Raw genomic sequence first — 13,706 nt, forward strand, 5'->3', positions numbered from 1 at the left:
TCAGGGACGCGCCGACCGCCCCGTGGCCATTGCACGCAGCCACTCCCACTCCACATCCAGCTTTCGGATGTCGTCCGGAAGACGCGCCTCCTCTTGTGCCGACAGCAGTCCGGCAGCAGCACGAAGGCTGGTATACGCAACTCCCCTGAGCTCAGCGTCCGCGCTCTCGTTCAACGCGACACGCGCAAGCACCCTGAAGGTCTCTTCATCAGGGGAGCCACAGCGCTCGACCATCGAGCCAGCGGAGCGGGCGGCGAGGAGCAGCACCTCCAAATCCTTCTCTCGCCCCTCCAGCATGGCCCGAAGCATGGGAAGCGTGCGCATGTGCCCCCAATGGAGGCACAAGGCCCAGATGGCCTCATACCGCAGCTCGACATCAGGGCTCTTCATCAACTCCAGCCCTGCATCCACGACCTCATCGGATGGAGGTGTGCCCTTGTCCAACTTGAGTTCTCGAAGGGCATCCAGGATCTCCTCCGTGTCGTTGGAGGTCAGGCGCCGCACTCGCTCTCTATTGTCCACTCGGACCACCTCCAGAAAGGGCTCCCTCCATCCGAGAGATCATGACCCTGGCCTTGTCTATCGTCTTCTGGAGATACGAACGTACGTCGGTTGAGTGTGCCGGGTTCTCCAAACTGCCTTCAAGCGCTCTGACATGCCTCTTGAGGTCTCTCATGGACTGGAGCATCTCGCGCCGATGATCCCAATAGCCCCCACCAGGCTTGGGGATCCGCTGGCCAGCAAGCTCCTTGGCGACCCCCTCGAAATCACTCGGCTTCGCATGATCACGAATGATGTTGTCTATCTTGGTGACGTGCCTGGCTTGTGAATCGAGTAACCCTTGCGGTAGGGGAAACGCCGTTACTGGCCCTCACTTGTGAATTCTGATCGGGTGGCGAACCGTCGCCCTGCCTCATGGAAGTGGCGGCTACGGCCGTGGGCGCCAACACCACGGTCAGTTGCTTGGCGCCCAGCGCCACCGACCGTACCTGCCCCGCCGCCTCCAGCATCACACCCATGCGCGCCGGTGAGGCCAGCGCCGCTCGTCCGAAGCCCGGAAGCTTCGGCCCCTTGCTCACGAAGTTCGTCTCACCCGACAACGCCGCCGTCGCCAGCAGCAGCAGCACGCGCATGCCACTGTCCCCCAGCACCCGACCGAAACGGTGGCCCGCCGCCTTCATCTCCTCGGTGGTGGTGGCGCGCTTCGTCTCCTCCAGCAACTTCCAGCCGGCCTCCACCATGGACCACACCGGCCCCAGGCCCAGGTACGCCACCAGGTACAAAGTCAGTATCGCCGCCAGTCCCTTGGTCACTGGCTCGGGAATCATCAACGTGAGCAGATAGGTGCTCATCGCCGTGCAGACCATGAGCTTGAAAGCCAGCGGATCCAGGTACTCGCTGATGGGCACGGCTGCTCCCTCCCACACGGTGTCCATGGCGGACGAGAGCGCCAGCCGCATGCGTGCCAGCATCTCTGGAGGCGGCGCGCCTGTTGGCGGCACGAGGCAGCCATCCGTGGAGTCCAAGAGTACGCACTGACGATCCATCATCCTCTGGGCCGGGTCTCGCGAGCCTCCTTCCCAAGAAGCGCGCTGTATCCCGCCTTCTCACCGAGGCATGTCCACGGCCAGGGGCATGTCCAGTAGCAGGTCCGCCAGAGACGAGACGAACTCCTCCTCGCGGACTTCCACCGGCGGAGGTTCAGAGGCCGGCGGGGTGTAGACAATGGGCGCGCCCTGACCTGTGTCCAAGCGAATCTGGGGCCCGCTCACACAGCCCACCAGCCAAGGCACCACCAGCAGCAATCCGAGCCCACTCCACGTGCCGCGCATATGCCTCTCTTTTCCCAACAGGTTGGGAGCGTGACACAGGTGCGTAAAGGGCACATCCTGGTGGCCAGAATCCTTCTCGATGGCCGTGGTGCCGTCGGCTCGGTAGCCGCGGATGGGAACCCCGGACGATTGATACCCTCACCCCGTCCCTCTCCCAAAGGGAGAGGGGATAGTGGGTTCAGTGAGGGTCCTCGGGTTCCTGCTCGCGTTCCTTCTGTGTCGGTGGCTTCGGCGTATTGCTTCGCCGAGGCACCGCCATCGTGTCTCCCAGCGGCGTCGGCTGACACTCGCAGACCGTCCGCCCCGTGCTCGGCTGGTGCACGAAGATGCACGCGTTGGGGCATTCCTGCAGTTGCCCCTCCTCGAACAGCGCCAGCGTGTACCCGCGTACTGATTTCAGGGCCTCGCTGCACTCGGGCATCGACTGCGCCAGCCTCGGCCACGGCACCAGGTGCTGTGTCGTCGCGCCCCGGCTCGTCGGCGCGAACGAGAACCCCACCTTGCAGTCCAGTGGCAGCGGCTTGCCGTCCTCGCCCAGCGGCTCCAGGTGCACCCGGCCGCCCTCGGGCAGGTCTCGGAACACCGCCCCCGTGACCGCCGTCCGCCCCTCCGCACCTCGCCTCACGTGCAGCCCGAAACAGGACTCCTCCCGGAGTTCCTCCGCGTTCGGGGCTCCCGATCTCGCGCAGCGCTGGCGGTCCTCGACGACCTGCACGCGCGGCCGGCGCAACACCAGCGTGTCTCCCTGCACGTCCACCGTCGTGCGGAAGTGGCCCCAGACGTCCGGTCCGATACGGCCCAGCGTGGTCGGATTCCTCCACCCCACCCCGGCCTCCATCACCAGCGGCTTCACCCCCACGTCCGAGGACAGCTCCACAGCGTCCACCACGTAGGCCCTCGGGGGCAGATTGGCCGCGGTCTCCAGCGGTTGTATTCCCTGCGCCTCCGCGGCTCCCATCGCGAGCCGCGAGAAGGGCTCACGCGTGCTCAGCACGTAGGGTCCGGTGAGGGCCGCCTCTTCCTGCGTCACCCGCGCCGCGATCAGCGGCCAGTCGCCCACCGGGTCTCTCGTGAGCTCGAGCCGGTACACCTCCTCGGCCGGGTCCGCCCCGGGAGCCGCCGCCTGCGCCAGGTACTCCGCGCGCGGGCGCGACTTCTCGAAGGTCACCTCCCGCCGCAGCGGGTCCACCGTGAAGGCATACGCAGACAGTACGTCCGCCCCCAGCGTCACCGAGCAGGTGCGCTCGCCGGTGAGACCCATGCCTCGAGGTCCCAGCGGAACACTCCCCACCCGCAGGCCCGGCACGCGCACCAGCGGCCAGTCTCGCAGGCCTCCGGGTCCGGCGTAGACGTCCGGCACACGCGCATTGCCCATGATGGGCGGCGGGGGCATCTTCTCATCCCAGCAGCCCTCGGATACCGCCGAGAGCGCCCGGGACACGTCCAGCACCACCGGCACCGGACGTCCATTCAAGTGGCCCTCCACCACGAGCCGCAGGTGGGGCGAGGGCAACAGCGGCAGCGTCTGGTCCGCGAGGCTGCCCGGCCGCTCGGGCGCGGCGGGACCCGCCGCTCCCCGGTGACACCCGGCGAGCACCAGCAACAGGGCCCCGAGACGCGCGCTCCGCACCGGCTACTTCCGCTGCTGCGTCTTGGTGAAGTCGTCGATGCGCGTGCCCTCGGGCGGGTTGAGCTTGAAGGCGTCCGCCGCGACACCCACGTTCGTCTTCAGGTTCAGGAAGGCGATGGCGTTCTCGCTGCCGTCCGGATCCACCACCGTGCTCTTCAGCACCTGCGCCGTCTTCGGGTCCACCTCCAGGCGCACCTGGCGGAAGCGCGGCTCGTTCTTCAGCGGGTCCAGCACCAGCAGCGTGCCCTTGCAGTCCTTGCACTCGCCCTTGGAGATGGAGAACTCGTTCGCCAGATTCCCCTGGCCGAAGAGGAACGTCACCGACGCCGACAGCTGGCTGGTGTCGATGCGACCCACGCTCAGCGTCTGCGCCTCCGGGTCGAACGCGTACACCTTCTCGCCGGCCAGCACGAAGGTGCGCTTGGAGGGCTTCTCGTACTCCCAGCGCATCAACCCCGGCTTCTTGTAGATGACCTTGCCCGTCGAGGTTTGCGTGCGCCGCAGCGCCTTGTACTTGTAGTCCTGCTTGAAGTCGGACGAGAAGTCCTGCGTCTTCTCGTAGAAGGCCTGCATCCGGTCCACCAGGTCCTTCACCTCCGGAGTCATCTTCTTCTCGGCGGCCTTCGGCGCCTCCGCCGGCTTCGGAGCCTCGGCGGCCTTCGGCGCCTCCGCCTTGGGGGCGGCCTGGGGAGCGGGCGCCTGCGCGGCGGGCGCCTGGGCGACCACCTGGTGGGAGACAGTGGCAGGCGCCGTGGCCATCACGGGCGCGGCCAGCAGGGTCACGAGCAGCTTCTCGAGGTACATGGCTTGAGCTCTCTCCAGGCGGGCGCTCGGCCCGCGGTTCCAACTGTACCTACAGACGGGCCCCCGGCCCCTGCATTCAAGGCCTGGACGGGGGCTGCTTCTTGAAGATGCGCCGCCGCTGCTTCACGGCGAGCACGTAGAAGCGGTCACGCAGTTCCTGGGCCTCCGCCTCGGTGAGGTCTCCCACGCGCCCGAGGTGCTCCTCGCGCCAGGAGATCGCCCGGGTGATGGAGGCCGACGCGGCGGCCGAGATGTTCAGGCTCTGGCTGAAACCGCGCATCGGAATCCAGAAGGTGCCGTCCGACTGCTCCAGCACCTCCTGGCTCACGCCCTCGCGCTCGTTGCCGAAGACGAGGGCGATCTTCGAGTCGAAGCGCAGCGAGTAGAGGCTGGTGGCGTCCTCGCGGATGGCCGAGGCGTACAGGGCGAAGCCGCGCGACTTGAGGTGCTCGCGGCACGAGGCGAAGTCCTTGTAGAGCTTCACGTCGAGCCACTTGTCGCAGCCCTGCGCCACCCGCGAGTTCGGCATGAAGGGCGCCTCGGGGTTCACGATGACGTGCACCTCCTGGAGGCCATTGGCCTCGCAGGTGCGCAGCACCGCGGCCATGTTGAAGCTGTCCTCCAGCCGATCCAACACCACCGTGAAGGTGCGCGTGCGCTGGGAGATGACCTTGTCGATCTTCTCCTTGCGCACGTCGAGCAGGAGGGCCTCCGCTTCCACCGGAGCCTTCTCGAGCTTCTCGTAATGAGGACCGCCGCCCGCCATCGCGTCAGGACCTCCGGGCCCGCTTCGGCGCGGCCTTCTTCGACGCCGCCTTGCGCGCCGGTGCCTTCTTCGCCGCCTTCGTGGCCACCTTCCGGGCCGCCGCCTTCTTCACGGGAGCCTTCTTCGCCACGGTCTTCTTCGCGGCCACGGCCTTCTTCGCCGGAGCCTTCTTCACGGGCGCGGCCTTCTTCGCGGCCACGGCCTTTTTCGCGACCGCCGCCTTCTTCGCCGGAGCCTTCTTCACGGGCGCGGCCCTCTTCGCGACCGCCGCCTTCTTCGCGGGGGCCTTGACCGGAGCCTTCTTCGCCGCGGCCTTCTTCACGGCGGGCTCGGAGGGCCGCGCGGCGGGAGCCTTCTTCTCCGCCCGGGGCTTCGGCGGCGGCTCCACGTGCAGCTTGTCCGTCTTGCCGGTGAAGAGCACCTCGGCCACCGCGTCGAGCAGCGGCTGCATGCCCTGGCCCGTGGCGCACGAGACGGGGAACACGGCGATGCCCCGCTTGCGCATCTCCTCTGTCACCGTCCCGAGCCGCTCCTGCGCGTTCGGCAGATCCAGCTTGTTGGCCGCCACCACCTGCGGCTTGCCCGACAGCTCCTCGCTGTACTTGCGCAGCTCCGTGTTGAGGACGTCGAAGTCGTGCAGCGGATCACGCCCCTCGCCCTCGGCGCCCATGTCCAGCAGGTGGATGAGCACCTTGCAGCGCTCCACGTGCCGCAGGAACTGGAGCCCCAGCCCCACACCCTCGCTGGCGCCCTCGATGAGACCGGGGATGTCCGCCATCACGAAGGACAGGCCGTCCTTGTACTGGACCAGGCCCAGGTTCGGCACCAGCGTGGTGAACGGGTAGTCGGCGATCTTCGGCCGCGCCCGGCTCACGATGGAGATGAGCGTGCTCTTGCCCGCGTTGGGGAAGCCCAGCAGCCCCACGTCGGCCAGCAGCTTCAGCTCCAGCCGCAGGGTGCGCTCCTCGCCCTTGGTGCCATCCTGGGCGAAGCGCGGCGTCTGCCGCGTGGAGGTGGCGAAGTTCATGTTGCCCAGGCCACCCCGGCCGCCCTGGCACACCACCACGCGCTGGTCGGCATCGCTCAGGTCCGCCAGCAGCTCGTCGGTGTCCGCGTCCCGGATGAGCGTACCCACCGGCACCTTGAGGACCAGGTCATCCGACGAGCGGCCATTGCAGTCGCTGCCCATGCCCTGCTCACCGTTCTTCGCCCGGTGGTGCTGCTGGTAGCGGTAGTCCAGCAGCGTGGTGAGCTGGGGATCGGCCACGAAGATGACCGAGCCTCCATCGCCCCCGTCTCCACCGCTCGGACCGCCGCGATCGACGTACTTCTCCCGGCGGAAGGCAACGGCCCCGTTGCCTCCGTCCCCGGCCTTCACGTGGATGCGGACTTCATCGACGAATTTCATCCCAGACCCCAGAAATGCGGAACGGGCCGCCTCCACGTCCACCGCCCGAAGGCACGTGGACCGGGAGCGACCCGCTCACGAGGCAAACAGGGACCCGCTACGCGCGGGCCCCTTCAGACGACGACGCCTGGACTAGGCGCTCGCCTGGGCCGGATAGACGGAGACCTTCTTGCGGTCCCGTCCCTGGCGCTCGTACTTCACCACTCCATCCACCGTGGCATAGAGGGTGTAGTCACGACCGAGCTTCACGTTGGAGCCCGGGTGGATGACCGTGCCGAGCTGCCGCACGAGGATGCTCCCCGCGCTGACGGTCTCGCCCGCGAACACCTTCACGCCGCGGTACTGCGGATTGGAATCGCGACCGTTGCGCGAAGAACCCTGTCCCTTTTTATGAGCCATGACACCGATCCCTGATGCTGCCGGCGCGCCACTCGACGCTCCGGGAAGTTGTGACCCGGACTAGCCGGAGATGGAGGTCACCTTGACCTCGGTGTAGGGCTGACGGTGGCCACGGCGGCGCGTCCAGCCCTCCTTCTCCTTGCGGAAGTGCAGCACCTTGCGGTGCTTGTCCTGGGCCAGGATCTTGCCCACGACCTTGGCGCCCGACACGGTCGGCTGCCCCACCTTCGGGCTGTCGGAACCACCGAGCATCAGGACGTCGTTGAAGGTCACCTCGGTGCCCACGTTCCCCGAGACCTTCTCGATCCGGAGCACGTCGCCCTCGGCCACGCGGTACTGCTTCCCGCCCGTGCGAATGACTGCGTACATCGTAGAACCCCTGGTTTTTGTCCGGGTTGTTTCAACCCGTGAAAGGCCGGAGTGCATTTCCTCGGACGGACCTGCCCGAGGATGCAAAGGGGGCCCGATCTACGGGAGAAGACCAGGGGAGTCAAGGCAAGATGGAGGGTTGCCGCACACCCGGTGTACCCCGCCACTCCCCGAATCCCCTCCTGCCCGACTGTGGACAGGACAGGCCCGCCTCCCGCCCGGTCGGCTGCCCGCCCGGTAGGATGCCCCTTTTCCCTCTTCTAACAAGGAGTTGGCCCCATGCGGAAGTCTGGATGGGTGCTCGTCCCCCTGGCCGCCGGGTTCTGGCTCGCCGGGTGCCGGAGCACCGCCTGCGCGGATCTGGCGGCGGCGTACGCCGACGTGGATCAGAAGGCCCGGCCCTGCATGGAGCGCGCGCCCCTGCCCGCCCTGGACCCGAGCCGGTGCGAGCAGAACCTCCACGCGTGCGCCGAGGACGACGTGACCACGATCGAGAGCCAGGTCAGGTGCTACCAGAGGCTCGACACCTGCCAGCCCGGCCAGAAGGACGCCTTCCTCCAGGACATCACCCTGTGCGACAGCAGGGCCCTCAGCAATCCGTGCGAGGCGGCCATCTTCTAGGTGGCCGGTTCACCCCCGGGCGGTTCACGTCACGCCCGGGTGACGGCTACAGTGTGCGCGCCATGTCGCGTTCCTCCCGTCGCATCCCGCTCGTCAACCTGTCCCATTACCGCTCCGGCAACCCCGAGGAGCGCGCTCGCTTCGTCCGGGTGTTCGGCGAGGCCCTCAAGGAGTTCGGCTTCGTCTCCGTGGAAGGACACGGCATCGAGGACGCGCTCATCCGCCGCACCTACGCGGACGTGGAGGCCTTCTTCCGCCTCCCGGAGAACGTGAAGCACCGCTACCACGTCCCCGAGTTCGGCGGGCAGCGCGGCTACACCCCCTTCGGCAAGGAGCACGCGAAGAACCGCACCGTCGGCGACCTCAAGGAGTTCTGGCACGTCGGCCGCGACCTCCCCGAGGGCCACCCGCGCCGCCCCGACGTCGCCGCCCACAACGTCTGGCCCGAGGAGGTCGCCTCCTTCCGCGCCAACACGCTCGAGCTCTACCGCGCGCTCGACGAGGCCGCCTCCGTGATGCTGCAGGCCATCGCCGAGTTCTTCGGCATCGACCGCAACACCTTCAGCGACATGGCCCAGGACGGCACCTCGGTGCTGCGCGTCATCCACTACCCGCCCCTCAAGGACAAGTTCATCCCCGGCGCCGTCCGCGCCGCCGAGCACGAGGACATCAACCTCATCACCCTGCTGTGCGAGGGCACCGCCTCGGGCCTCGAGATCCTCACCCGCGATGGCGAGTGGATTCCCGTGGACACGCTGCGCGGGCAGATCGTCGTGGACTCGGGTGACATGCTCAGCCGCATCACCAACAACGTCATCCCCTCCACCACCCACCGCGTCGTCAATCCGCCCTCGGCCGCCGAGGACAACACGCGCTACTCCATGCCCTTCTTCGTGCACCCCTATCCGGAGTGCGTGCTGAAGCCGCTGCCGGGCACCGTCACCCCCGAGAACCCCGGCCAGCCCCCCATCACCGCCGACGCCTTCCTCAAGCAGCGTCTGCGGGAGATCGGCCTCATCAAGTAGCCTGGTCATGGAACGGTCTTTGGGCCTTCAACGAACCCGGTGAGCAGCAGCTCCGCCGAGAGCAGTGGTTCAACGAGGGCCTGTTCGCCCAGCCGCGCGGCCCGCGCCACGTGCGCCACGCGGTGAATCCCCAGCAGGTGGCGAGCCGTCCGCTCCCATGGAGACGGGTCCACGCCTGCCCCGCGAGCAGGAACGACTTCGGGGCTGGCACGGGTAGTGAACCTGTGGCACTAGAATTCGCATCATGGACGACAACGCGCGCCCCTCTCGCCGTCCGCGTCCGTGGGTGCTCCTGGCAGTGGTGCTCATCACCGGGGCCGTGCTCGCGGCGCTCGTCCTGTCCGCTCGCCACTCGCGTGCCCCCGAGTCCGCCAGCACGCCAGCCGACTCCAGCCTTCCCTCGCTGCGCGGCGAGACATTCCGGGTGCTGCTCATCGGAGACCCTTTCGCGCTGGCCATCCAGGAGGCCTCCGCCGAGTTGGAGCAACTCACCGGCGCCAGGTTCGAGCTCGAGGTGGTCGGCTACGATGACGTGCGGCGGATGACGCTGCGCAACGCCCAGGACAAGCTCAGCGCGTACGACATCGTCAGCGTCGACGCGGTCTGGATGGGCGAGTACGGGGAGCGGAACGTGCTGCTGCCTCTCGACGAGCTCATCTCCCGCTCGCGCGCCCAGGTGGAACCCGAGGACTTCCTGGACATCGCCTACGCCCAGGGCCGCTACCAGGGGCGACAGCTCGGCCTGCCCATCCAGACACACGCCGAGCTGCTCTGGTACCGCGAGGATCTGCTGGCCGCCGATGGCCTGCGGCCGCCCCGTACCACCGAGGAGTTGCTCGCGGTGGCGCGGCAGTACCAGAAGCCGGAAGCCGGCAACTACGGCATCCTCTGGAACGGCCAGCGGGGCCAGCCCTTCGGCCAGCAGATGGCCCACTTCTACGCCGCCTTCGGCCAGCCGCTGCTGGACGCCCGGGGCCGCCCCACCCTGAACACCCCCAAGGGCGTGGCCGCGGCCCGCTTCGCCCTGGAGCTGCTGAAGGTGTCTCCCCCCGATGTCGTCAACACGGCCTGGGACCAGCGCCCGCTCCGCATGGCCCGGGGGAGCGTGGCGATGACCTACGAGTGGGGCGCCCGCACGTACCTCGTGGAGGAGACTCCCTCCTCCGTCGTGGCGGGGAAGGTCGGTTACACGGCGGCGCCTCATGCGCCCGGCGAGGCGGCGGTGACGCCCATCGGCACCTGGAGCCTCGGCATCCCCGCCAACATCGGCCCACGGCGCGAGCTGGCCTGGCAGGCGCTCGTCTGGCTCACCTCGCGCGAGACGCAGCGGTTGCTGGCGGGGCACGGCAGCGGGGGCATGCCGCGCAAGAGCCTGCTGCGCGACCCCGAGCTCGTCCGCCGCTACCCGGTGTTCTCCGTCATGGACCAGCTCGGCCAGGCCGGCCAGCTCCAGGACTGGATGCGCCCCGCCGTGCCACAGTGGCCCCAGCTCGCCGAGATTCTCGGCACCACCTACCACGACATGCTCCTGGGCCGGCTGACACCCGAGCAGGCCGCGGCCCAGGCCCAACAGCAGGCGGAAGCCCTGTTCCCGCCCCCCTCCGCGGAACCTTGAGATGGCCGAGGGACCTCCTCCCCAGCGCGCCGGAACACCTCTACCCGCGGCCGGGAGGCGCCCCTCGCTGCTGCGCTCACCGCTCTACCTGCGCATGGTGGCGCGCGTGGCCCTGGTGCTGCTCATTCCAGCGGCCATCACCTCCATCTACAACATCCAGCGCTCCTCCTCGGCGCGCATCGAGTCCAGCCAGCCACAGTTGCTGCAGGCCACCGAGGCCAAGGCCACCGCCGTCGAGGCCATCCTCCTGCGCTCCATCAACAACGTGCTCCTGCTCGGCCAGGCTCCGCCGCTCCAGCGCTACGCCAATGCCCTCGCCACCACCCCGGCCCCGCCCTCGAGAGACGTGGAGGACCTCTTCCATGGCTTCCTCCGCCGCTCCGGCGGACTCTTCGATGGCATCAGCGTGCTCGACCGCACCGGGCAGGAGCAGCTGACCGTCTCCCTCGAAGGCCGGAGCACCCGGCTGAAGCCCGGGTCCTCGGAAAAGAACGAGGCGCTCCTGTCCGGAGCCATGGGCCTCACCAGCATCTCCGGCCAGCTGGCGCCCGTCTTCGTGAGTCCTATCGAGCTGGCCACCACACCGGACGGACGCCCGCTGTCCCCACCCCGGCCCTTCATCCGCTACGCCTCGCCTCTCTTCGCGCTCGACGGCAGCGTCGCCGGCGTGCTGGTGGTCTCCGCTCCCCTGACGCCCCTCCTCCAACCGCTCACCCCCAACGAGACCTCGGACCACGTGTACCTGGTCGATGCCTCCGGCGACTACCTCTCGGGCCCCGAGCCCCAGCGGCTCCATGGCGGCCAGCGGGGCACCGGCATCACCCTGCGCACCGAGCGCCCGGAGGACGCCGGGGAGATCCTCGGCCGGCCCAGAGGCACGCTGCTGGACACCCCCAACCGGCCCGGCTTCCTCCAGGCCTTCGCGCGCATCCGCCCCGCGGGCCATGCCTCCATCCAGTGGACCGTGGTCACCGAGAGGCCCCTCTCCGCCATCCTCGCCAGCGAGCGGGCGATCGGACTCGTCATCCTCGCCACCACCTTGGGCTCGCTGCTGCTGGCGCTGCTGGTGACGCTGCTCTTCGCCCGCGGCATCGTCATCCCCATCCACCAGCTCGCCACGGCGGCGGGCGCCATCAGCCAGGGAAGATGGGAGACGCCACTGCCCTCCCTCGACCGCCATGACGAGCTCGGCGAGCTCACCGATGCCTTCACGAGGATGGGCCGGCAGCTCCAGTCCGCCTGGCGCGACCTGCAGCAGCACGTGGACGACCTCCAGCGCTCCGAGGCCGAGCTGCGCTCCAGCCGCAACCTGCTGCAGGCGCTGATCGACCACAGCACCGCCGTCATCTACGTGAAGTCGGTCAAGGGTCCCTACCTGTTCGTCAACCGGCAGTTCGCATCGCTGACGAAGCACTCCCCCGAGGACATGGTCGGCAAGACGGATGACGAGATCTTGTCGCCCGAGTGGGCCGCCAGGCGCAAGGCGGAGGACCAGCAGGCGCTGGACGCGGCGGGCCCGGTGACACACGAACAGGAGATACCCCTGTCGGATGGCATCCATACCTATCTGTCCGTCCGCTTCCCGCTGCTCGATACCCACGGCGAGGCCTACGCGGTGGCCAGCGTCGCCACCGACATCACGGATCGCAAGCGCGCGGAGGAGGTGCTGCGCCGGGCCCATGACGAGCTCGAGCAGCGGGTGCAGGAGCGCACCCAGGAGCTGCGCGAGGCCCACCTCCAGCTCGTGGAGTCCGCGCGCGTGGCCGGGCGCGAGGAGATCGCCACCACCGTCCTGCACAACGTGGGCAACGTCATCAGCAGCGTCAAGGTCTCCGCCTCCATCATGGAGAGCCGGCTGCGCCAGTCGCGCATCCAGCCCCTCACCCGGGCCACCAGCCTGCTGATGGAGCACCAGGAGGACCTCGTCCGCTACCTCACCGAGGACCCGAAGGGAAAGCTCCTCCCGCGCTACCTCTCCGCGGCCACCGAGGCGCTCGTCGAGGAGAACACGAACCTCCTGAAGGAGATGGAGGGGCTGCAGAACAACCTCGACCACGTCACCAACATCATCGCCGTGCAGCAGTCGCTCGCCTCCCGGACGATGCAGATCCTCGAGGACGTCGACGTGTGCGCCACCGCCGATGACGCCCTGCGCATCCAGCTGCGTCAGTCGCTCGACATCGAGGTGCTGCGCGACTACACCGAGCTGCCGAGACTCCACACGGATCGGCACAAGTTGCTGCAGATCCTCGTCAACCTGATCAGCAACGCCAAACACGCCCTGATGGCCTCCCAGTCGCCACGGCGCCGCCTGGAGGTGCACATCCGCGACATCGGTGAGTACGTTCAGCTCCAGGTGAGCGACAACGGCATCGGCATCCCCGCGGAGAACATGCTGCGCATCTTCCAGTACGGCTTCACCGCCAAGAAGGACGGCCATGGCTTCGGGCTGCACAGCTGCGCGTTGCACGCCCGCTCCATGGGAGGCTGCCTGCGCGCGCACAGCGACGGGCTCGGCCGGGGCGCGACGTTCACCCTGGAGCTTCCGTGGAACCCGAAGAGCGAGGAACCGTGACCTCCCCCGCCCTCGGCCGCGGACTGCTCCTGCTCGGCTGGCTCACGGCGGCGCCAGCCCTGGCCCAGGCCGAGGAGCCCCGCCCGCTCATGCGCCCGGGCAACCTCGACCTCCGCCTGGAAGGAGCCGCCTCGCTCCTCCCGCTCTCCGTGGAGGCCGGCGCCGCCGTGGACCTCGGGGTCATCCAGGTGGGCCCCGGCACGCTGTCCCTCGGCGCGGAAGTCGACGTCAACCAATGCGCGCTCGCCTGCTGGGTGCCGAACCTGTTCTCCGAGCGCGATGTCTCGCGCCGTGACTTCTCCGGCTTCGGCCGGCTGAGCTACCACTTCACCCTGGCCGACCGGAACTACCGCAAGGCGGACCTCTACGGCGTCCTGCTCGGGGGCGTGATGGAGACGCGCACCACCGTCACCGCCCCGGACTACCGCTACGAGGGCCGGGGCCGTGCGCCGGCCTTCGGCATCGGTCTGGGTGGCAACTACTTCCCCTCGCCCGAGTCCCGCTTCTTCGTGGGGGGCGAAGCCCGCCTGCGCTTCTCCACCGGCGACTACGCGCTCACCCTCACCCGAGGCGAGCATGCGTTCACCCGGGAGGAGCGCCGGTGGACCCGTCTGGGGCTGAGCACCGCGTTCTTCCTGGGGGTCCGGCTGTTCTGAGGACGG

15 protein-coding genes are annotated in these 13,706 nt (G+C 68.6%); 5 read left to right on the forward strand and 10 right to left on the reverse strand.

Annotated elements, in window-relative coordinates; genetic code table 11:
• The 10 genes from JRI60_RS40075 to rplU all read right to left on the reverse strand — a co-directional run bounded on the left by JRI60_RS40075 (position 1) and on the right by rplU (position 7,208).
• Positions 1-504 (reverse strand): HEAT repeat domain-containing protein, encoded by a 504-nt coding sequence (locus tag JRI60_RS40075; protein ID WP_204221281.1) that lies wholly within the window; start codon positions 502-504, stop codon positions 1-3.
• 7 nt (positions 505-511) lie between these two features.
• Positions 512-805: a polymorphic toxin type 28 domain-containing protein gene (locus JRI60_RS55215; RefSeq protein WP_204229294.1), complete on the reverse strand. Its 294-nt coding sequence runs from the start codon at positions 803-805 to the stop codon at positions 512-514.
• Positions 786-1,460, reverse strand: coding sequence for a hypothetical protein (locus JRI60_RS40085; protein WP_204221282.1), 675 nt, complete (start codon positions 1,458-1,460; stop codon positions 786-788). The genes JRI60_RS55215 and JRI60_RS40085 overlap by 20 nt, the downstream gene beginning before the upstream one ends.
• 147 nt (positions 1,461-1,607) lie before the next feature.
• Positions 1,608-1,832 carry a hypothetical protein gene (locus JRI60_RS40090; RefSeq protein ID WP_204221283.1) on the reverse strand — a complete coding sequence of 75 codons (225 nt, stop codon included), beginning with the start codon at positions 1,830-1,832 and terminating at the stop codon, positions 1,608-1,610.
• Positions 1,833-2,010: 178 nt separating this feature from the next.
• Positions 2,011-3,462, reverse strand: a complete 1,452-nt coding sequence (locus JRI60_RS40095; RefSeq protein WP_204221284.1) for a hypothetical protein — start codon at positions 3,460-3,462, stop codon at positions 2,011-2,013.
• 3 nt (positions 3,463-3,465) lie between these two features.
• The gene (locus JRI60_RS40100; protein WP_204221285.1) at positions 3,466-4,266 is read right to left on the reverse strand and encodes a LolA family protein; all 801 of its coding nucleotides are present in this window, start codon (positions 4,264-4,266) and stop codon (positions 3,466-3,468) included.
• Positions 4,267-4,342: 76 nt separating this feature from the next.
• Positions 4,343-5,032, reverse strand: a complete 690-nt coding sequence (locus JRI60_RS40105; RefSeq protein ID WP_204221286.1) for a TrmH family RNA methyltransferase — start codon at positions 5,030-5,032, stop codon at positions 4,343-4,345.
• A gap of 4 nt (positions 5,033-5,036) precedes the next feature.
• A complete protein-coding gene (gene obgE, locus JRI60_RS40110; protein ID WP_204221287.1) occupies positions 5,037-6,440 on the reverse strand; it encodes a GTPase ObgE in 1,404 nt (467 codons plus the stop codon).
• A 132-nt stretch (positions 6,441-6,572) separates the two neighbouring features.
• Positions 6,573-6,839, reverse strand: a complete 267-nt coding sequence (gene rpmA, locus JRI60_RS40115; RefSeq protein ID WP_204221288.1) for a 50S ribosomal protein L27 — start codon at positions 6,837-6,839, stop codon at positions 6,573-6,575.
• Positions 6,840-6,899: 60 nt separating this feature from the next.
• A complete protein-coding gene (gene rplU / locus JRI60_RS40120) occupies positions 6,900-7,208 on the reverse strand; it encodes a 50S ribosomal protein L21 (protein ID WP_204221289.1) in 309 nt (102 codons plus the stop codon).
• Between the two features lie 279 nt (positions 7,209-7,487).
• On the opposite strand from rplU, the gene JRI60_RS40125 reads away from it, so the two are divergent.
• The 5 genes from JRI60_RS40125 to JRI60_RS40145 all read left to right on the forward strand — a co-directional run bounded on the left by JRI60_RS40125 (position 7,488) and on the right by JRI60_RS40145 (position 13,700).
• A complete protein-coding gene (locus JRI60_RS40125) occupies positions 7,488-7,829 on the forward strand; it encodes a hypothetical protein (protein ID WP_204221290.1) in 342 nt (113 codons plus the stop codon).
• A gap of 62 nt (positions 7,830-7,891) precedes the next feature.
• Positions 7,892-8,854 carry an isopenicillin N synthase family dioxygenase gene (locus JRI60_RS40130; protein ID WP_204221291.1) on the forward strand — a complete coding sequence of 321 codons (963 nt, stop codon included), beginning with the start codon at positions 7,892-7,894 and terminating at the stop codon, positions 8,852-8,854.
• A 244-nt stretch (positions 8,855-9,098) separates the two neighbouring features.
• On the forward strand, positions 9,099-10,469 hold the full coding sequence (locus JRI60_RS40135) for an ABC transporter substrate-binding protein (protein ID WP_204221292.1): 1,371 nt from the start codon (positions 9,099-9,101) through the stop codon (positions 10,467-10,469).
• Position 10,470: 1 nt separating this feature from the next.
• Positions 10,471-13,044, forward strand: a complete 2,574-nt coding sequence (locus JRI60_RS40140) for an ATP-binding protein (RefSeq protein ID WP_204221293.1) — start codon at positions 10,471-10,473, stop codon at positions 13,042-13,044.
• Entirely contained in the window at positions 13,041-13,700 is a 660-nt protein-coding gene (locus JRI60_RS40145) for a hypothetical protein (protein WP_204221294.1), read from the forward strand. The genes JRI60_RS40140 and JRI60_RS40145 overlap by 4 nt, the downstream gene beginning before the upstream one ends.
• Positions 13,701-13,706: the final 6 nt, after the last annotated feature.

The sequence above is a fragment of the Archangium violaceum genome, assembly GCF_016887565.1.
Taxonomy (GTDB): Bacteria; Myxococcota; Myxococcia; order Myxococcales; family Myxococcaceae; genus Archangium; species Archangium violaceum_B.